Consider the following 18,530-nt stretch of genomic DNA (forward strand, 5'->3'; position numbering starts at 1 on the left):
ATGCTGATTATAAAGAACTAAAAACGCCCTATATACTCTATATACTTTATAGATCATATAGAGAATATATATTGTTATATACAATGTGAATAAGTGAATAACTCCCACCTTTGTTATGTTGTCTAAGGTAATCAACCAAGGAAGAACCATGACAACGTATGCATACCTTCGTGTATCAACCGATGCACAAGATGTCCAAAACCAAAAACACGGCATATTAGAATACGCCAATCAAATGGGGATCTGTGATATTCAATTTGTCGAAGATACTCTGTCTGGTACTAAAAAATGGAAGAAACGTAGATTAGCCAAGTTACTTGAGGGAATGGGAGCTGGCGATACAATAATGTTTTCTGAAATAAGTCGTATTGCTAGATCAACACTTCAAGTTCTAGAAGTATTAGAGCTCTGTCTCTACAAATCGATTAACGTATTTATTATTAAACAAAATATGAGATTGGATGGGAGTATGCAGTCTAAAATCATAGCAACCGTTCTTGGTTTAGCTGCAGAAATAGAGCGGGATTTTATTTCTATACGAACAAAAGAAGCATTAGATGCAAAACGAAAGTTAGGGATCATTGGTGGCAGACCAAAAGGACCAGCAAAAAATTTAAAACTCGATAAACAAAAAGAAAAGATAACTGAATATTTATTAATGGGATTAAGCCAAGCATCAATTGCTAAGTTACTCGAAGTATCAGCAAGTACATTAAGTGATTATGTTCGTAGGCACCAACTAAGATCTCAAGCAGTAAAAATGACAGAGCCACAAATGCAAAACCAAATAGAAAGTCGCTCATTATAAAACCATTCTTTATGTTGCCCGTAGTTTGGGCATTTCATTATTCTTTCCATTTCATTCTCCTGTCATTACCTACACAGTAAAATGAGAATCGATTTATTCCATCAATGCTTTTAATTTTTCAGAGATATTTCCAAGATTAATTAAACTTAGCTAATTCTTTAAATTACTTAAATGAAACCTGGGTTAAGAAGTGTGTATAAACTAAACATCAACTCTTACAATTAAGTTAATTACTTAAGAGGTGTTTCTAAATTTACAATGTTCAGAAAGGTGTACTTTTTTGCACTCTATCAACCGCCCACCAAATCCGTTCAAAAAGTCTCATTGATAATTACTGAACATGACCATAATATAATTAATATCTTTTTGAACACAGTTAGGTCAAATTATGCTTATCGGTTACGCACGAGTCAGCTCAAAAGAACAATCAGTCGATATTCAGATAAAGCAGCTTCAAGAATTAGGCTGTGACAAAATCTTCCAAGAAAACGCGAGTGGTAAAGATTCAGAGAGAACCCAATTAAATGCGATGATCAATTTTTCGCGTGATGGCGATGTAATCCATGTAATGAAAGTAGATCGACTTGCTCGTAATACTATTGATGCATTGCAAATCGCGGATCAGCTTTCAATTAAAGGCGCAGGTTTGGTGTTTCATGATTTAGGTAACATCGATATAAATTCAGATGTAGGTCGAGTGATTTATACTACCATTTCAGCCTTCGCTGAAATGGAAAGAAAACGCATCCTACAGCGCTGTAACGAGGGTAGGGAGCGCGCTAAAGCAGAAGGTAGACACCTCGGCCGTTTTCCTAATAAGACGCTTCACAATCGCATTAAAGAGCTTGCGAGTGAGGGGATGAATAAAAACGCGATCAGTAAAGAATTGGGGTGCAGCCGGACGACGGTTTATAGTGTTTTGAAGGAAGGTTAATGTACGAAATTAATTAGTAGATTTTAATGTTTATACATAACACTTGATATTCAAAGTGATTATTTAGGCAAAATTTTAAAAAGTTTTAATTTGCATTATATTAGTGTTGTACGTTAGTTTTTACAGAAAAGGAATTTAAATTGTCTATACAATGACCATTAAAAATAGCATACCCATACTTAGAAAGGCATGGTGTAAATATCCACTATATTAAAGAATTAAACACTGATTCTTGGACTGAAAAAAGTTATTCATCATCTATAAGGCGTGGATATGTTATTCGAAAGTTAATCGAATTAAATCTGCTTGACCAATTTATTGCAGAATTCTGGAATCAAGGATTCAAGTCAAACAGTTCGAGTGAGTGTTAAGCGATACCTAAGAATTGCGGATGAGTTTGATGGAATAAAAAGGTAATAGACCTAACAAGTGATTATGAATCCATATAAAACGCTCCCACCAGAGCGTTTTAATCCCAATTAGACCATTTCCACTAATGTAAATATCTTTGCCCTTGCGATGACATAAAATCAACGTATCCCTGTAAGGCTTCTTCAAGTGATTCATACTCATCAGGAGTCATATCACACAAAATAATCCCATTCATATCGGTAATATGGATCCACTTATCTTGTGTGTAGAACGCACGATAACCAACACCGTTCCACTCTTTAACTACCATGTGCGAAAATCACCTTCTAAAAAATCTTCAGGTTCAAAACTGGTAAAGTACTCTGCTAATTGATTACAAAGCATCTCCACAAACTCATCCATTAACTCTCTTCCATCTACTAAAGCATCATTTTGATGCACGATAAGCCCATTTCCATCATGAATGGTATTGCCTAATGGATGGTCGCTATCCAAATGGTAATTAATACCTCGTATGGTGACGTAAATACTCATGGTTTATTCCTTCTTTGCTCGACGGTATTGCCGTGTTGCTAGCTTAACCAAGCTAAATGCGAAGCCATGGATCACAACTAAGGATTCAAAAAGACGATTTCAGATCTAAATAAAGGAAATTTTAATTTTGGATTAAGTGTGCATACCTAACAAAAACGAACAATCGAACACTGTTCGTTCGTTGATTATGTTCGTTTATCGTGTATAATGTAACCAATTCTTCTTAATTATGTAGGCATCGCTATGAGTTCGGCACTAACGGGTAATCAGCTTCAAGATAAAGTCACAGAAATTTGTAATGAGCTTTATTCAAAAGGGCAGAAGACAAGTGTTCGTATTGTCTTATCGATGCTTCCAGATGTGAGTAGTACTAGTACGGTGCATAAATACTACAAAATATGGAAAGATGAATTAGAAGCTAATCAAAAGTCATTGCTTGAAAAAATGGGCTTCTCAGAAGAGTTTACTCGTGTGTTCATGTCTGAAATCACTCGTCATGCTACTGAGGCCGAGCGTCGTTATCGTGATATTGCGGAAGATGCAAAAGATCAGAGTATGCGAGCTATTGAAGATTTAGAACGTGCAGAAGAGCGTTTACATAAACAAACGGCATTGCTTGAACAACGTGAGCAACAGATCAAAACACTGCAATCTGAAATGAGCCAAAACACCAAAGCTCAAGAAGCGGTAACCAATGAGCTACGTCAGCAAATTGAATCACTAAATAAACAAGTATCGGAATTAGGCGACAGTAATGAACGCTTGCGAACTGATTTAGCGAAAAATGAATTATTGCTTGATGGTAATAAAGAGCTAGTTGAAACAACTAAAGCGCAAAACGTTCAGTTATCTGAAGAGATTAAATCGCTTAATAGTGAATTGGTATCAAATGCCAAAGAGATCACCAAGCTTGAATCAAAACAAGAGAGCCAAGAGGCGTTAATTGTTGAGCTTAAAGAAACTAAAACAACATTGGTTGAGCAAAATAAAGTAATGGATGCAGATTTACGAAGTGCGAACCAAGAGCGTCATGGATTACAAACGTCGTTAACTACACTGCAGAGCAGTGAGCAAAAGCTGTCAGACAAAGTGAGTGTGGCGACAGATGAGTTATCTCAGCTTAAAGCGACCATTACACAACAGAATGAGACGATAAAACGTCATGAAAGGTCGTTATCTGAAAAAGACGATCAGTTAGCTAAGTATAAATAATTCGTTGTAATTAGAGCTAACAACGATACATAATGACGATATGTAATTTACAAATGGTCATTATGAATGTCAATTGTCTTTCATCAAGTCAGAGAAGGGGAGTTTCGTCGGTTAGCTGAAACCAAAACCATGACGAAAATTCTTGCTCAAGAATCCACTGAATTTCCAAATAAATTCCATCTGGTTGGTATCGATCAAGTCAATGGCATTGGCTATGCCGTGCGTCATGGCCGGGTAGCAGAGTTAAGAGTATGGCGAATAGATATTTTAGTCAACCAAGCCAGGGAAATGGGGATTGAAAAAATTGATGTGCAGTTGCGGTGATGTTGTAGCATAAAAAGGTCTCCAATATAGGTGACCTTTTTGTTCTAGCTGTCAGGGCAGATAACGGCTGTTACGTTAATTAAACTAGAAACCTTGCTACCTTTTATTTAAGAAGGACATATTTTACTGGTCTTCCTCCTTTATCAAATTCGACTGCTTTTAAAAAAACATTATCATTCCATTTTCCAGAGCAAGTGTCTTCTTTTGAACAATAGTCAGAAAATGAACCATATTTACTTGAATCTATACCAAGGCAACTTGGGCGAAATGGTGCTTTATATGGGTCAATGTTCTTTTCTTTTGCTCTTTGAACTATCTCTTTTTTTAAATTCATTACTTATTCCTAAAATTAGTTCAGAACGCGTGGTCGTATAACGTTCAGATGCGAAAAGTCCCGCTAGATTTAGCAGCCTTTCTATATATCTATAATAAGCAAATAGCGTAAACTTTTTTCTCAAAATCATAGATAAATGATGTTCGATTCATTTCAATCAATAATCACCCTGAAACGTATGTATTTTATATATTGTTCTAGTAACTCAAATTTAACTCTGAAGCCTATAGCGTAGAACATGAAGCGAGAACGGGAACATTATTGAATCCAATCACATAGTTTAAGCCACCCACAGCGCCACTTTTCCATTCCCATACCACCATTGCATTGCAAAACAGCCATCGCCTAACAACGTGTGCAAGCGCACCAGCGACAGCTCGCAAGGTAATGGTCCCTATTTATTTAGTCATTCCAAAGAGGCGCAAAAGCGTGGGTTGCTCTCTATTATCAACCCCTTCCCCAAGCTTGGGGCGCTCGCACTTCGTGCCAGCTATTTTCGGCGCACCTTGTTTGCAAACAGCGCAAACAAAGTGCGTCAACCATCGGCATTAATAAATTGGTTTATCGGTTGCTGAAAGCCCAGAGAAAATGCATTAGACCCTCCGATCCTTACTTAAATCGTAATTATTACGTATAAATTACGCTTTATCTGTAATTAAGATCATAATAAGCTTGTTTTTTGAAACAAGGAGAGTGCTATGAACCAGAAAGCCGAGAAATACAATAAACAACAGTCAATGTTATATGTAAACCACGCATGCAATATTGGGGGAAACAATTTAGTTGGTGAATTACTGAAGTTAGAGCCTTCACGCATTAGTGAACTAAAGGGAGGGCGTCGTAGACTTACTTTTGAAGAAGCTGACATCTTACAGCAAGAGTTCGGTTTACCTGAGGCTTCCAAAGGTTACTATTTAGAAGCTGAATTATTCAATTCAGAGGATATGAGAGATACAAATAAATTTGATAGTAATAGTTCCGAGTTGCATTTACTTAGGATAGTGGATGCTTGGAATAATGAAGATAACATAACGTTTATACTCGAAAGCCTGAACATTAATGGCATCTCCGTTCCTGGTTATCAAGATCCGATTTTTACGGATGAGAATAGGCGCAAAGGTATAGAGCATAAAAATGCACGTTTAATACGTGATTTAAAGTTTAAAACTATAAATGCGCTTCTCAACTCTCATTACTTTTCAGCATGGTGTAGCGCCATTGAAGTTATTCTTAGTAAGATAGCAGCAGAATATATATTATCTGAATGTCAACATTTTCAAAATATACTACTGTCAACCAAGATAGATATAAATTGCGGTAATTCAAGTGTTCATCAAGATAAATATTGGACTATTTACGACATACTTCGACATGTCAGCCAAGACAGCGGTATTAGTATATTTACTCACCAACTAGAAAAATTAGTACGACATTTACACCTGTTAAATAAAGTGAAAAAGTTAGTCACATCTGGTCGATATTCTCACTTAGTACAGGCACCTAAAGAATGGATGTGTGAGAGTAAACTTGTGTTAATTGAAAATGCCTCTCCACATCGAGAATATGTAATAGTGGGTAAAGTAGTATGGCAGTCAAATGATCGTCTTCAAGTCCATGGGGAGTGGATGGAAAAGAGTATACTAGGCGAAATGGGAGTAGATCCAAGATCGTGCGAAGAGGGTATTTACAGACAAAGGCAGTTTAAAAGTGTAAGTATGGCTTTATTGCTTTCTGAAAACTACGAATATTACTTAGAAGTAAATTTAAAGGCGGGAGAAAATTACGCTTTAACTATGAGAACGCTGCTCGTACGAATAAGCAATATGAAGCACCTTTTTACAACGTTAGAGATGCTCTTTGCATTTTTTAAAATTAGTGGGGATGTTATCACGTCAGGAATAAAAGCGGAGATCGCCGATAATGGGGGCTATATTCCCTCGGCTATCTATTTAAAATAAACAACAATAGTTTCTGAAAGTGATGTTGCGTTAATTGTGACCCACTGCGCCACTTTTCCATTCCCATCACCACCATTGCATTGCAAAACAGCCATCGCCTAACAAGCGTGTGCAAGCACACCGGCGACAGCTTGCAAAGCAATGGTCCCTGTTTGTTCGTCATTCCAAAGAGGCGCAAAAGCGTGGGTTGCTTTTTATTACCAACCCCTTCCCCAAGCTTGGGGCGCTCGCACTTCGTGCCAGCTATTTTCGGCGCACCTTGTTTGCAAACAGCGCAAACAAAGTGCGTCAACCATCGGCATTAATAAGTTTGTGTTAGTGGTCGCTGATAGCCCAGAGAAAACGCCCCTCAACCTTTTTCGAGTTAAAAACCTACAGTTTCACAGCGACTATTTACAATAGTATTCGCGTTACCCTGTAGTTTTTAATGTGCCTAGAGATTACGTCTTCCCGTTGTTTGATTCGTTAGTGGGCTTTTAAGAAGACATTAAACTAAAAAATAAGCAATTCGTTGATTTATAAGGCCCAGCTAAACCACAAGTTCTGTAGCTAGAAAATGTAGGTATAGCCCACAAAAAATTGTTTCATTTTTATACATTGCAGCAAAATCGAGAACTATATTAAAGCAGTGGCGGAAGTAGAATCACCCTCAGTTTTATATTGATCTAGATCAATGTTATTTATCCATAGATCGAGCTTAATAACCCTTGTAAATACTATGGATTTGCTTATGTTGTGTTTAATAAAATTAAATGCACTATATATAGGGTATTTGTCCGTTTTTTTTGCGACTATTATCGCATTTGCTGTTAGGTATCATTAAATGCAGTATTTTAAAAGTTACTTTGTAATGTTTCTTTTTGCTGTCAAATTGGAGCTGTATGGCTGATACGGCAGTTAATTCAATTAACTTAACCTGTTTGGTTAATTATACTATATGTCCGCTTAGGTTGGGTTATACTGGGTTTTTTTGGGGTTTTAGCAGTTAGGAGTAGATTGAAAAAAATAATGGTGCTATCTTATTGGAATGGAATACAGGGTTTGTTTTTCAATACGCTAAAAACAAAAAAGCCCTGATTCCAAATTTATGGATGACAGGGCTTTCTTGAAATCCGAAATCGACCACAATAATGGGGAAGTCAGATAAAGTTTGATATGTTCTTTGTTAAGCAAAATGTTTAAATTCTAATACTTCCTACGGTGCAAGAGTTTAAACTATTTCGTTTAACGCGGTATCAAAATTACATCCTGAACAAGCAAAATGCAATAGATTTGTTTGTATTTGTTCTCCTTTCTTGTGGTTATAAGAAACCAAAGGAAGGAATTAAATGATTAATTTATTAATTAATACAATCACTAAGATTGTAAAGAGTAAGATGTTTAAAAGAGCAATTATAAAAGTAATTTTTGTAGACGTATGGGAATTGATGAAAGACTGTCTTACTGATTTCCTGTAATTGTCTAAAAGTGAAAACTTACTTCTGTAGTGATGCCTATCATTAAGGGAAATTGGATTGGTTGGTAGAACTTTTTAGATGTCATAATCCAAGTGTATTTTATGCACTTGGATTTTTTATGGATTACTCTCTCACTAATACGGCGTAGATGAGAAAGAGCCCGCAAACTATTTACAAGTTAAAAACCTGCAGTATCACAGCGGCTATTTACAATAGTATTTGCGTTACCCTGTAGCTTCTCAATACGCTTAGAACGAACACATTCCCACTTAGATACTGGATCTTGTTTATCCCACGCTTGCATCAATTGGCGTTGCTGCTTACTCATTTGGTATTTTGGATAAGTGCTATCCATATACATATACGTTCTTGCTATACGACCACGAGACGCAACAGGTGGTTGTGCTTTTTGCTTATCAATACGCATATCACAACTACCAAAATCAGATTTTTCCCCTGGTAACATCGTGAAGTTATAATTACTTCTTGTTGCGTTCACCGCTCCGATAGCAGGGAAAAGGTTGTGCATATCGGCTTGCATGTATCGATATTCTTTATTCATCTTTTCCGCGCACTTACGGCCTTTAAAAGACTTACCTTTGCTGTTTACGCACTCACTATCGCCATTGCGCCATTCACTAAATGCCTGACCAAAGTTTTGAGCCGGCACGACATGCTCCCACTCGACACGCTTTGCGCGCTTTTTATGCTTTTCGGCTTTAAATCCACTTGGTAGGTCGATATTCTTTTTTGCATCAAAAGGCGCATCACAATAAAGAGTCACGCGGTGATCATGATAGACCTTACGCTCAAGCATTTTTTTTGCTTTATTAAATGATGCATTGGTAGTGTTACCTGCACTAAACGCTGAAGAGCTAAATGCAAATAGAATAAGAGGAAGTACAATTTTATTTATGTTCATAAGGGAATTTTAATAAAAGAAAAGAATATGATGCGTTAGTTTATCTTATTTTCCTAGCCCCTTCGGGAAACCATGCTTTATTTCGCGAATTGGCTCTTATGCTCATGCTTCGCAACGCTCCAATGGCTCAACCAAGCCACAAAACGCTTCGCTGTGTCTTGTCCCGTCCGGGTAACAATCAGGGCTAAAAGATCAAAATCAAAAGCAATAAGGCCAGTGTGCCAGCTATTTACCGCGTACAATGATATTTAATCTTGCTGTCATAATTCCGTTATTCTCCCAGATAAAGTTAACTCTTATCCATAGCTGCTTTCACACGCTTTATAGTTGAGCGAGATTTCCGTGTAGCATCACTTATCTTACTCATTGATAGCTGGCCATTATTTAATAGTGCAACAAGGTCAGCGTGCTTTTCAAGAAATGCATCCTGTTTTAAGGCTGTTCCTTTTGGCCGACCAAACTTACCGCCTTCTTTTTGAGTTAGTTTAATGCCTCTTTTTGACGCTAAAAGCCGACGTTCTTCATACCGCCAGCGACCAGTAGCAATGAATCGCTCATCTTTATTAAATGGTTCAATGTTATTTATGAGCTTGGTGAACTCACTTTTGATGTTCTTTATCGATTGATTATCTAAGAGCAGGTATTCTCGATGAGAATCAATCTGCAGCTTTTGTTGTTGATAGCGGTGAAAAACGTATTGTTCAATATAGCCGGCATGAGCAACGACTCTCAATACCTTGCTGCTTTTGATTTTCTTTTGCAGTGCTCTTTCTAAGTCAAAAATGGTTTCTTTTAAACGGTCTTTGGGTTCTCGTTGCGTTCGTCCCACTTTGTGAATAATGGTCCCATCTTCTAAGTGATATTCAAAAAGGTAAAGAGAAGCATTAAGGATAGATTGTTGTCTGTGGGCTTCAATATCTAACCAAGCAGTGTGAATATGGTTTGATGATATTTGCTCTTTTAACTCAATTATTCGTTGTTGTAATGTGTTTCTCATCCATTGGCCAAAGCTAAGTAACGGCAAGCTTCCAAGAATAATTCGGGCAACATCAGTAAATAGCCAATTCTCAGACCAGGTATCTTTTTTTAGCAATTCTTGTTGATACTGCCCTTTGATATAAAAGCGTTCAATATTCCAATTTTGAAAAACTGTTGGTGATTTGCTTTTGGGATCATAGCCAGAGTTAAGTTCTTTGATGACATTTATCGGATAGCTTAGATGAAAGTGATGCCACCCTGCAATCGTTGGAAGCTCTGTCAAAGACTCGTTACAAGTATCACCATCATGTCGAAAGTGAGCAGCTTTTTTAGTGCCTTTAACCGCAATTAATATGCTGTTGCAGAACGGACAGTAGAGTTTAGTTCTTCCTGATTTTTGGTCTGAAATATGATGGAAATTGCCATCACTATCTTTACCAAAGCTTAAATAAATAGACATATAAACACACTTTTTTGAACCCACCTTGTTTTATGTTAGTCGGGTTCAAAAAAGTATGCAAGGTTATGGCTTTTGGTTTGGTTATTTATCTTGGCTTACTGCTTATATGTCTATGTATAATTAAACGTACTTATACCCAGTTAAAGTTGAAATAGTAGCCCCTGCGGGAACCATGCTTATTTCGCGAATTGGCCTTTATGCTCATACTTCGCAACATTCCAATGGCTCAACCAAGCCACAAAACGCTTCGCTGGGTCTTGTCCCGTCCGGGGAACAATCAGGGCTAAAAGATCAAAATCCAAAGAAATAAGGTCAGTGTGCCAACCATTCCAGTTCGTTCTGGTTTACTTATTGCCATTTCCCACGCTAAACACGTAATGGCCAAAAGCCGTTAAACGTCGTTCAACAGGCCATAACGTAGCGTCATAAATGGCAATGCAAACCGACACTCACTTCCATAGCACACAACCAAGAGATTTATTACCAGCCCCTAACCCCAAGCATGGGGAACAACCGCAATATTAACATAACATAATTTATGCGAAGTTGTACGTGCCTAGTCGCCAGCAAGCTGTCGGGCACTGAACAAATTCAAGCATAAAAATATTATGTTAAATTGCTCATAGGCCACCAAACAAGTTGGTGATCAAAAGCTTTACCCGCATTGCACAAAAGAGCGCGTGCAAAGCGGGGCAGCGGCACGCGCAAAAAGCACAAACAGCGTGCTTATTGCGGTCATGTTCATCGGGTTTCTGTTGGGGTTGATTGCTGCGGTAAGTGTGGTTTTTGGTCGTGCCGCCCAATCATAAAAGATAGCTTCGCCCTTTTATGCAGAGCACCCCCACATCCCCCGCCCACCCAATGCTGCGCCCCTTCTTTGGTTAAGGAAGGATTGTTGGTGTGGTCAGGCTTTTGATTGCTATGGGTTTATTTGGTTTTTTTTGTTGGCGCAGCGTGGGCAGTGTCGTGAGATATGGTTTCTTTTATTCCAAGGAATCTCGGATTTTCTTGAATGACTGTTGTCTAAACTCGTATACCTTTTTAGAAATCCAGTTCACATTATCTTGACTCAATTTCATCTTCTTATGTGCATCCGAACCGGAATACCACATCACGCCATTGATATTCTCAGACTTTGCTTCGCCGAAAAATTCAACCCAATAACTATCATCGAATTGGTTACAGCTTTGCTCTAACGTTGCAGAAACCTTCTTCTTATCACCTTTTTTTACGGTTTCTGTCGACATTTTAACATCAATCCCTACGATATTTGGGGTATACAAGTCATGTCCAGAGCCTGTTGGTGAGCGTTGCAAGCTTTGATTGCACATTGGTATAAGGTCTTCTAGATATAACCCTGCGGCTACCCCTGAGGCTTGTCGACATATATCCGTAATAATTTCAGATTTAGGGTCTTCAGATACCGGCAAAATGTTGACATTCTGACTTCCATCGAATTTAGGATTAAGTCGTTTGTCGATTTTTGTTTTCCATCCTTTTATCTTTTGAGGTGTGATCATCGTTTCTAGGCGTTTTTGGGCTACTATTTGTGCCTTTGCATTATCCATTGTAATCCTTAGCTTATGGGCTTCATTTATTGTTTGTGGCGTTTACTGCTGCTTTTGATTAGGGATAATATAATCGGCAAGTGCGTTAATGCTGTAATAAGCTTCTGGTGTTTCAACTGCTTTTTTATGGCGATGTTGAACAGGACAAACCTGTATCTTATACACATTCTTATACTCCTATTTAGTTTGTTTTTAGAGTTGTGTATAAGATTTAAGAACCGACGACTCTTAGCATTATATTGTTCACCCAAAGCAGCGCAGTCTCAAGTTTACGTGATGTAAATATCACAATATGATACTTTTACCATACCAATAATTTAGTTACGATAATTAAAGTGTTAACTCATCAGCAAATTCAAGCTCTTATATCAGATACTGTCAGCCATAATATTCATCGATTTTTCAATGGCAAATAAATCAAAACTACTCATATGCTCGATCATATTTTTCCGAGAGAGCGAAAAATTCATTCTCTTATTGGTGGCTTAGAAACTTCGATGGGAACTCGAGTTTGGGAGCCCTTAGCCAAAGCGTTCTCAGCAAGCAATGGTTTTGAAGTGTTAGATGAAAAGCAATTTAATAAAAGAGTGCCGGTTATCCCTGATGACCTCACTGCATTCATTTCTCTTTGGGAGAAAAGAAAGCTCAGTGATATGTCTCTTTTACTTTCTGGTTATTGGATTGAGCTTAGTAAATTTATCGCTGAAAACGTTGAACTTGAACAGCTTGGCTTTCAGAAAATGCCAAAGGGTCAGGGAGTAGATATTCTTCTTCGCAAAGATGAACGTTAAAACCACACAACTTAATGCAGGCGGTGACCCTAAGTTCTTAAAAAATATTATAGACTGGTATGCTTATGTCGCGCTTATGGATATGGCTGCCAATACTACTTGTTTCCTTGCTTTTCCTTTCGATCCACACGGTGGTCGATTTTGGTTTAAAGAAGGAGGAAAAGTCTCGCCATTGATTCCTGGCCAAGAAGCCTATGTTGCTGATGAGTTTTGGAACATGTTAACTAGAGTAGAAGGGACCACTGGCTTAATTGAATCTACGTTTAAGAAACTAGGAAATGAAGGCTTTGGTGCTCAGTTTTCTCACCACTTTGATTGATTTAAAGGAATATACCAGGTATGCCATATGAGCTAAGGGATTTTGAAGATAACCAAATTGGATTTACTGAACTCAATAAAAAATCATTTGCATGCAAACATGGAGAAACCCAAGAGGAGCTTTTTGTTCATACTTTTAATCGTCTACAAAACAATGGCTTTATCACCTCAACCGATATTCTCTCAATACATCCGGAGAAGGAATCAAACCCTTACCATCCTGATTTAGCGGTCAATCATTTACATGTTGGAGAGCTAAAGTCAAAAGCATCTCCTTTATTTATTGCTAGGAAATACGGAATTGACCCTCAATATGCTTTAACAATGGATCTGAAGGACTCTTTTCATTATTCAAAATTCCTCGATAGGGGAGTCGATATTTCAATTTATATCTGGGTTAAATGGGCCGCTAAATCTATGAGTATGTACAAAGATAAAGGTGGTCAGAGGAATTATACGAAGCGTTATGACCCGGTAAGGCAACTAGCTGGAATTTGGAAAGTTAAGTTTTCAGAGCTAAGGAAGTTTGAAAAAGAACATAATGCCCCCATCCATTGGTACCATGAAAATTTTCGTCACCCTCCAGAATATGATACTCGTAGTATTTCAGAGAAAGATAAAAAATGGGTAGCTGAATTAATCAAGTTTGAGCCGAGGCTATCAGTGAACGGAGTTGTTAAAGGTATTGCTTCTAAAGGGTATACAATGAGCAATGGTGAACTATATTCCTCAGGAGACTCTTCTGGTAGTTATGTTTTTGACCTAAATAACGCTATTTTTCAATGCCTATACAGTAATGGTATTTATAAGAGAACATGATATTTTGATACAAAAGGGCATTTTCGATGCCCTTTAAATACAAAAACTCATAATATTATTGAGTAATAATACTCTGAATTAATTTTATTTTTTCTCTTAAATTATCAGCTTCTATAGTGATAGACTTGTTTTTAGCTTGTAGCTCTTTTATTAATGCATCTTTTCTAGTTAAATCTTCTTTAAGCAGCGCTACTTCATTAACGATATCAAATAGCTGGCATTCATTGTTGTTAAGTGATGATGTATCACAATCAAATACTTCTATATCATTTAGTAGTCTTACTAGAGAGTGACCTAATGCTCTAGCCATATTTACAGGTACAGCATTACCTATCTGCTTATATGCGGCATTCTTTGAACCTTGAAACTCCCAGTTATCAGGAAAGGTCTGAATTCGTGCATATTCTCGAACTTGAAGTGGTCGAGTGTGGATAGGGTGACAACGCTCTGTTTGTTTTTGAGCTGGTGAGGTTGTTAGTGTTAAACTCGGCTCACTTAAAGAGAGTCGACGAGCCATCCCTGTTTTACCACCGCCTAGAAAGTAGCTTCCGCCCATATATTCTCGTTGCAACTCATCAGAAAGATCACGCCAATAGCCGCCTTGTGGTACTTCTGCCATTATCTCTTTTTTACGAGTAGGATATTCTTGACCAGGAGATTCTGCTACATCAGTATCGTATAGCTCACCCGCGTATAAAGCATCATTTAATGTCATTACTCGTTTGTAAGGTGATGGCCAATGAAATTTAACATCTTGGGCCAGATCCTTTCGGATCCCAACTAAAATTAACCGTTCACGTTTTTGAGGGACTTTATAGAATATGGCTTTCAACACTCGTGGCTCTACGAGTTCATAACCTAGCTCATCAATAACATTTTTGATGGTTTTAAGAGTTCGCCCTTCATCATGTGTAAAGAGTGCTTTTACATTTTCAGCCATGAATATTTTTGGATTGGTCTCTTTGATTGCACGTGCCATCTCAAAGAATAAGGTTCCTCGAGTATCTTCAAAGCCTAAGCTTTTACCTGCGTATGAGAAAGCTTGGCAAGGAAATCCGCCAGTCAAGATATCTACATCTTCTTTTATTTGTGTGAAATCTACTTGTGAAATATCACCTTCGATAACGTTCCAATCAGGTCGGTTATGGCGCAATGTATTACAGGCGTGTTTATCCATTTCATTAAGAAGAACACTTTCTAAACCCGCTTGCTCCATCCCTATTGCTAAACCACCGCCGCCAGCAAATAACTCTACTAAGTTATATTTACGACTAGGCTTTACTGCATGCTCATCATCCCATTTTGAGCAGAGCATCGTTTGGATTTCAGGATATTCTTCCACTTGTTTAAGAGGGATAAGTCCGGTATTTGAGCAAGGTGTTAATTCTCCGCGTTTGATCCGGGAGTTTATTGTCGCTTTAGACTGAGAAAGAATATCGGCAAGAACTGCAATACTATATTTTATTTCTTGTTTATTTTGGACATCAAACATATGACGCTTCCATTTAGTTATTCAACACTGTGTTAATATACAGTGTTTCGATGTTTTGGTCCAGTATTTTAACTGTTTTTTTGTACATCTACTAGGAAACAAAACCTTATGGCATACTAATCTTTTATTTCAAAAGGTTATAAATGAAAGCATTTGATAGAAATAATTTAAAAGAAGCAATTAGAAGCAGTATAAAGCGAGTTTATGAAGCTCAAATTAGTGAATTGGATTTATACCGTAATACTTTAGATTGTTTTTCTGCTTCGATTGATTCTGTCGTACAAGGAATTAGTCTGGATGAATGGTTAAAACAAGAAAAAGAACGTCAGATTCAAAAAACAAAACAGAATGCCATTGGAACGTTACATGAAGAAGTTCTAGGATCTATTAAAGGTGTTGAAAACCTTGCTGTAGGCCAATTAATTGATATTATTTCTCATGATAAAAAAATCATTGCCGAGATAAAAAACAAACATAACACAACTAAAGGTAACCATAAGGTTGCCATTTATGATGATTTAGCCAGTGCGCTAACTAAAAACCCTGGTTATGTTGGCTTTTATGTTGAAATCCTTCCTAAAGGGAAGAAGTCATATAACATCCCTTTTTCCCCTTCAGATAATAAAGTTAAGGAAAAAAGACCTCCTCGTGACGACATTCGTCAAATAGATGGACGTTCATTCTATGAATTATTAACGGGTAACCCAGATGCTATTAATGAACTTTATGAAGAATTACCAGCACTGACGGCAGAAATAGTTAATGAAGAGTTTGGGACTGATTTAAGGTCAGATATTGTATCTTCTTCTGAAGCGTTTTCTTTTAATTTTAACGAAGCTTATGCAAAATAAAATTGGGTTCTATCTCGAAGAGCTACAAAAAATTTCAAAAGTCAAAGCCCAACGCGATCTTAAAGGTACTTGGTATAAAAATAGTTTCACTTATCTTGATGCTTTTATTGATGAAGTTGAAGAAGTTAAGTATGAGATTAAAGCAGATAGGCAATGTTTTTTAGAGGATGAACTTGGTGATTTACTTTGGAATTATGTTTGTTTACTTGAACATTTAGAACTAGAAGGCAAGGTTGCTAAAGATCAAATATTTAGACGAGCTTTGAAGAAATACTCTGAACGAGTAAGTGCGCGTAATATTCAAGATAATTGGGATGACGTCAAGGAACGCCAAAAGCAGGAGTTAATAAATGAGCATCAACTAAATATTAATAAGTAATCTTAGTAGCGTTATTGATAGCATCAAGATTGAAGAGCTCTAAATCGAGCTCTTCAAATGACCAATCATCCGGACCAGTGGTTAAAAAGTCAATCTTCATTGTACATTATTCATGAATAGTTTCTAGTTAGTAACATCTGAATGATGATAGTATGCGCTTCTCTGAATTTTGGTTAATAACTTAATAACTTAATGAATGTTGATATGATATCAGATCATGATAAAGAACTAATAATTGAACTTATCAACTCAAATATTGATATGCAGCAGATTGCTGAAAAGTTTGATGTTCATATTTTTGAGATAATTAAAAAAGTCTATGGATGTGATTTTGACTTAACAAGTGACCTTGTAGATCGATACTTTAAGCGAGGTGATATGAAGATATCTGAACTCGGATTAGAAAAAAAATGCTCTCGTTGTCTATTATTTTTTCCTTTATTCAAAGAGTTTTGGCATTGCTTCAATACTAAAAATAAAATACAACTTTCTCCCCATTGTAAAGCATGTGAATCTGTACGAAAAAGAAAACAACGTGATAAAATATAAGGAATATAGCAACATTGCCACCTTCACCCTGCATGGGAAGTATTAAAGCTATATTTTAAAATAGAGCAAACAACTCCTAACTCGATGGCACAACAAGCTTATAGCAACAGGGTCAAAGCATGGGACATAACCTACCTGCCATCTAAGGTTCGTGAGCTGCTGTGAACCTATTGGTAATAGCATCTAATTATTAAGCGTATGCTAGAAGGCACAAGAATTAATGGCGTGAACTTAATACATTTTTTCAACTAAAATTATGAATTCATTAATTAGTATTTTTGGAAATATATTAATTCCCGCCGCCGCTTCACGCCCGCCACCAGTTTCAAACAAGGTACAGATCTCACTCGCACCTTGCTTATTATTTAATGGTGCACGAAGAGATACCATATATGTACCATCGGCATTTTTCGTTAATACCGCATGAGCAGAGTCAGGAGATTGATTTGCTAAAAGGTTGCCATAAACACCGCTAATACGACGTGCCCACGCCTCGTTTGGTAACTCAAATAACCCTAATTTATCACTTTTGTGCAGCGCTTCAATCGCCAACACATTATCCATATCCGATTGATACGCCGCTTGCAGTTGATAAAAAGGCGATGCTTTATCGGCAATCACATCAAAGGGAGACGAGTATTGTAATAAAGCTTGGTATAACACTGCTGGATCAAAATGAAGATCATCTACCTTTGCTCCATACCCATTATAGTTGATTAAGGTACCTAACTCTTTTAGCTGTTCTTTTTGCTCAACAGATAAGCCAGCAACATCCGCCAACTCATCGGCTTTAGCAATTAAGTTATCGCCATACGCAGCAGTAATCGCCCACTCATGGAACTGACCATTTAATAGATTATCAATAATTAACGCAGTACAGGTATTGGCATCTAAATAGATATGAGCAGATAGGTTTTTGTGCTCAGGAACATCACCAGATCTATGATGATCGGCATAAAACACCTCAGCGCCAGAACTTAGAGCAAGCTCTAAACCTACCATGTTCTTTTCCATTGAGATGTCTAATACAGTGAGCTTATCACCAGCTTTGGTATCAATTTTAGCCACTAAATTGATATCACGTTTTACACCAGTGATTAAGGTTGATTCTTGAGGAGTAGCCAGACGAAGTTGAAGAAGTGCGATGATTCCGTCAGCGTCACCGTTGAAGATATCGTAGTTCATGTTCAATCCTTTAGAGATAAGCTAATGATATCTATATATTTTATATGAACGATCAATGTATATTTAAGTTTTGAATATTAATTCATAACACTATATCTCTCGAATCTCCTTAAAGCAAATAACACTTAACTGTTTCTTATTCCTGCAGATTCTATCGGGCTAAACATCAAAAGAAAAATCAAAAGCAGAGCAAGAGCTTTCACCCCAATCGAATAAGTGCTGCTATGTTTTGGTCTGCTCCATGGGTTCGTTTGCCCCTTTGTTTGAAGAGCCGTATACATCGTG

At 37.3% G+C, this 18,530-nt stretch carries 20 protein-coding genes; 11 read left to right on the plus strand and 9 right to left on the minus strand.

Translation table 11 applies throughout. From position 1 onward, the window contains the following. Window positions 1-148 precede the first annotated feature (148 nt). Together ACU5DF_RS23645 and ACU5DF_RS23650 are read left to right on the plus strand one after the other, a co-directional pair. Window positions 149-808: a recombinase family protein gene (locus tag ACU5DF_RS23645; RefSeq protein WP_446714357.1), complete on the plus strand. Its 660-nt coding sequence runs from the start codon at window positions 149-151 to the stop codon at window positions 806-808. 388 nt (window positions 809-1,196) lie between these two features. Next, on the plus strand, window positions 1,197-1,742 hold the full coding sequence (locus tag ACU5DF_RS23650; protein ID WP_446714358.1) for a recombinase family protein: 546 nt from the start codon (window positions 1,197-1,199) through the stop codon (window positions 1,740-1,742). A 493-nt stretch (window positions 1,743-2,235) separates the two neighbouring features. On the opposite strand, the gene ACU5DF_RS23655 is transcribed toward ACU5DF_RS23650, so the two are convergent. Continuing rightward, window positions 2,236-2,424, minus strand: coding sequence for a hypothetical protein (locus ACU5DF_RS23655; RefSeq protein WP_446714359.1), 189 nt, complete (start codon window positions 2,422-2,424; stop codon window positions 2,236-2,238). After that, window positions 2,418-2,648, minus strand: coding sequence for a hypothetical protein (locus tag ACU5DF_RS23660; RefSeq protein ID WP_446714360.1), 231 nt, complete (start codon window positions 2,646-2,648; stop codon window positions 2,418-2,420). Before ACU5DF_RS23660 ends, ACU5DF_RS23655 begins: the two co-directional genes overlap by 7 nt. A 243-nt stretch (window positions 2,649-2,891) precedes the next feature. On the opposite strand from ACU5DF_RS23660, the gene ACU5DF_RS23665 reads away from it, so the two are divergent. Both ACU5DF_RS23665 and ACU5DF_RS23670 read left to right on the plus strand, forming a co-directional pair. Further along, entirely contained in the window at window positions 2,892-3,860 is a 969-nt protein-coding gene (locus tag ACU5DF_RS23665; protein ID WP_446714361.1) for a coiled-coil domain-containing protein, read from the plus strand. Window positions 3,861-3,926: 66 nt separating this feature from the next. After that, complete coding sequence (locus tag ACU5DF_RS23670) at window positions 3,927-4,184, plus strand: hypothetical protein (RefSeq protein ID WP_446714362.1); 258 nt, start codon at window positions 3,927-3,929, stop codon at window positions 4,182-4,184. 103 nt (window positions 4,185-4,287) lie between these two features. Here ACU5DF_RS23670 and ACU5DF_RS23675 read toward each other — a convergent pair whose 3' ends face one another. Then, window positions 4,288-4,518 carry a hypothetical protein gene (locus tag ACU5DF_RS23675; RefSeq protein WP_446714363.1) on the minus strand — a complete coding sequence of 77 codons (231 nt, stop codon included), beginning with the start codon at window positions 4,516-4,518 and terminating at the stop codon, window positions 4,288-4,290. 698 nt (window positions 4,519-5,216) lie between these two features. Here ACU5DF_RS23675 and ACU5DF_RS23680 point away from each other — a divergent pair. After that, window positions 5,217-6,476 carry a hypothetical protein gene (locus ACU5DF_RS23680; RefSeq protein ID WP_446714364.1) on the plus strand — a complete coding sequence of 420 codons (1,260 nt, stop codon included), beginning with the start codon at window positions 5,217-5,219 and terminating at the stop codon, window positions 6,474-6,476. 1,635 nt (window positions 6,477-8,111) lie between these two features. Here the strand turns inward: ACU5DF_RS23680 and ACU5DF_RS23685 are convergent. The 4 genes from ACU5DF_RS23685 to ACU5DF_RS23700 all read right to left on the minus strand — a co-directional run bounded on the left by ACU5DF_RS23685 (window position 8,112) and on the right by ACU5DF_RS23700 (window position 12,026). After that, complete coding sequence (locus ACU5DF_RS23685) at window positions 8,112-8,855, minus strand: endonuclease (RefSeq protein WP_446714365.1); 744 nt, start codon at window positions 8,853-8,855, stop codon at window positions 8,112-8,114. 289 nt (window positions 8,856-9,144) lie between these two features. Continuing rightward, window positions 9,145-10,293 (minus strand): competence protein CoiA family protein, encoded by a 1,149-nt coding sequence (locus ACU5DF_RS23690; RefSeq protein ID WP_446714366.1) that lies wholly within the window; start codon window positions 10,291-10,293, stop codon window positions 9,145-9,147. A 983-nt stretch (window positions 10,294-11,276) separates the two neighbouring features. After that, window positions 11,277-11,861: a hypothetical protein gene (locus ACU5DF_RS23695; RefSeq protein ID WP_446714367.1), complete on the minus strand. Its 585-nt coding sequence runs from the start codon at window positions 11,859-11,861 to the stop codon at window positions 11,277-11,279. 42 nt (window positions 11,862-11,903) lie between these two features. Next, on the minus strand, window positions 11,904-12,026 hold the full coding sequence (locus tag ACU5DF_RS23700) for a hypothetical protein (protein WP_446714368.1): 123 nt from the start codon (window positions 12,024-12,026) through the stop codon (window positions 11,904-11,906). A gap of 332 nt (window positions 12,027-12,358) precedes the next feature. Between ACU5DF_RS23700 and ACU5DF_RS23705 the strand changes: the two genes are divergently transcribed. The 3 genes from ACU5DF_RS23705 to ACU5DF_RS23715 are packed head-to-tail and all read left to right on the plus strand — an operon-like array spanning window position 12,359 to window position 13,789. Then, the gene (locus ACU5DF_RS23705) at window positions 12,359-12,652 is read left to right on the plus strand and encodes a hypothetical protein (protein ID WP_446714369.1); all 294 of its coding nucleotides are present in this window, start codon (window positions 12,359-12,361) and stop codon (window positions 12,650-12,652) included. Continuing rightward, window positions 12,642-12,971 carry a hypothetical protein gene (locus tag ACU5DF_RS23710; RefSeq protein ID WP_446714370.1) on the plus strand — a complete coding sequence of 110 codons (330 nt, stop codon included), beginning with the start codon at window positions 12,642-12,644 and terminating at the stop codon, window positions 12,969-12,971. Before ACU5DF_RS23705 ends, ACU5DF_RS23710 begins: the two co-directional genes overlap by 11 nt. Before the next feature lie 20 nt (window positions 12,972-12,991). Next, window positions 12,992-13,789 carry a hypothetical protein gene (locus ACU5DF_RS23715; protein ID WP_446714371.1) on the plus strand — a complete coding sequence of 266 codons (798 nt, stop codon included), beginning with the start codon at window positions 12,992-12,994 and terminating at the stop codon, window positions 13,787-13,789. A gap of 55 nt (window positions 13,790-13,844) precedes the next feature. Here ACU5DF_RS23715 and ACU5DF_RS23720 read toward each other — a convergent pair whose 3' ends face one another. Then, window positions 13,845-15,281, minus strand: coding sequence for a DNA cytosine methyltransferase (locus ACU5DF_RS23720; protein ID WP_446714372.1), 1,437 nt, complete (start codon window positions 15,279-15,281; stop codon window positions 13,845-13,847). A 143-nt stretch (window positions 15,282-15,424) separates the two neighbouring features. Between ACU5DF_RS23720 and ACU5DF_RS23725 the strand changes: the two genes are divergently transcribed. From ACU5DF_RS23725 to ACU5DF_RS23735, 3 genes are all read left to right on the plus strand, one after another. Continuing rightward, the gene (locus ACU5DF_RS23725) at window positions 15,425-16,132 is read left to right on the plus strand and encodes an Eco47II family restriction endonuclease (RefSeq protein ID WP_446714373.1); all 708 of its coding nucleotides are present in this window, start codon (window positions 15,425-15,427) and stop codon (window positions 16,130-16,132) included. Beyond that, window positions 16,122-16,511 (plus strand): MazG nucleotide pyrophosphohydrolase domain-containing protein, encoded by a 390-nt coding sequence (locus ACU5DF_RS23730; protein WP_446714374.1) that lies wholly within the window; start codon window positions 16,122-16,124, stop codon window positions 16,509-16,511. Before ACU5DF_RS23725 ends, ACU5DF_RS23730 begins: the two co-directional genes overlap by 11 nt. A 204-nt stretch (window positions 16,512-16,715) precedes the next feature. Further along, the gene (locus tag ACU5DF_RS23735; protein ID WP_446714375.1) at window positions 16,716-17,060 is read left to right on the plus strand and encodes a hypothetical protein; all 345 of its coding nucleotides are present in this window, start codon (window positions 16,716-16,718) and stop codon (window positions 17,058-17,060) included. A 231-nt stretch (window positions 17,061-17,291) separates the two neighbouring features. Here the strand turns inward: ACU5DF_RS23735 and ACU5DF_RS23740 are convergent, their stop codons facing one another. Beyond that, entirely contained in the window at window positions 17,292-18,245 is a 954-nt protein-coding gene (locus ACU5DF_RS23740) for a DHH family phosphoesterase (RefSeq protein WP_446714376.1), read from the minus strand. Between the last annotated feature and the right edge of the window lie 285 nt (window positions 18,246-18,530).

It is taken from the genome of Aliivibrio wodanis (genome assembly GCF_052920805.1).

Bases quoted from the DNA above. Each gene is read 5' to 3' on its own strand.
- ACU5DF_RS23645 (WP_446714357.1), top strand. From the start codon at position 149: ATGACAACGTATGCATACCTTCGTGTATCAACCGATGCACAAGATGTC.
- ACU5DF_RS23650 (WP_446714358.1), top strand. From the start codon at position 1,197: ATGCTTATCGGTTACGCACGAGTCAGCTCAAAAGAACAATCAGTCGAT.
- ACU5DF_RS23655 (WP_446714359.1), bottom strand. From the start codon at position 2,424: ATGGTAGTTAAAGAGTGGAACGGTGTTGGTTATCGTGCGTTCTACACA.
- ACU5DF_RS23660 (WP_446714360.1), bottom strand. From the start codon at position 2,648: ATGAGTATTTACGTCACCATACGAGGTATTAATTACCATTTGGATAGC.
- ACU5DF_RS23665 (WP_446714361.1), top strand. From the start codon at position 2,892: ATGAGTTCGGCACTAACGGGTAATCAGCTTCAAGATAAAGTCACAGAA.
- ACU5DF_RS23670 (WP_446714362.1), top strand. From the start codon at position 3,927: ATGTCAATTGTCTTTCATCAAGTCAGAGAAGGGGAGTTTCGTCGGTTA.
- ACU5DF_RS23675 (WP_446714363.1), bottom strand. From the start codon at position 4,518: ATGAATTTAAAAAAAGAGATAGTTCAAAGAGCAAAAGAAAAGAACATT.
- ACU5DF_RS23680 (WP_446714364.1), top strand. From the start codon at position 5,217: ATGAACCAGAAAGCCGAGAAATACAATAAACAACAGTCAATGTTATAT.
- ACU5DF_RS23685 (WP_446714365.1), bottom strand. From the start codon at position 8,855: ATGAACATAAATAAAATTGTACTTCCTCTTATTCTATTTGCATTTAGC.
- ACU5DF_RS23690 (WP_446714366.1), bottom strand. From the start codon at position 10,293: ATGTCTATTTATTTAAGCTTTGGTAAAGATAGTGATGGCAATTTCCAT.
- ACU5DF_RS23695 (WP_446714367.1), bottom strand. From the start codon at position 11,861: ATGGATAATGCAAAGGCACAAATAGTAGCCCAAAAACGCCTAGAAACG.
- ACU5DF_RS23705 (WP_446714369.1), top strand. From the start codon at position 12,359: ATGGGAACTCGAGTTTGGGAGCCCTTAGCCAAAGCGTTCTCAGCAAGC.
- ACU5DF_RS23710 (WP_446714370.1), top strand. From the start codon at position 12,642: ATGAACGTTAAAACCACACAACTTAATGCAGGCGGTGACCCTAAGTTC.
- ACU5DF_RS23715 (WP_446714371.1), top strand. From the start codon at position 12,992: ATGCCATATGAGCTAAGGGATTTTGAAGATAACCAAATTGGATTTACT.
- ACU5DF_RS23720 (WP_446714372.1), bottom strand. From the start codon at position 15,281: ATGTTTGATGTCCAAAATAAACAAGAAATAAAATATAGTATTGCAGTT.
- ACU5DF_RS23725 (WP_446714373.1), top strand. From the start codon at position 15,425: ATGAAAGCATTTGATAGAAATAATTTAAAAGAAGCAATTAGAAGCAGT.
- ACU5DF_RS23730 (WP_446714374.1), top strand. From the start codon at position 16,122: ATGCAAAATAAAATTGGGTTCTATCTCGAAGAGCTACAAAAAATTTCA.
- ACU5DF_RS23735 (WP_446714375.1), top strand. From the start codon at position 16,716: ATGATATCAGATCATGATAAAGAACTAATAATTGAACTTATCAACTCA.
- ACU5DF_RS23740 (WP_446714376.1), bottom strand. From the start codon at position 18,245: ATGAACTACGATATCTTCAACGGTGACGCTGACGGAATCATCGCACTT.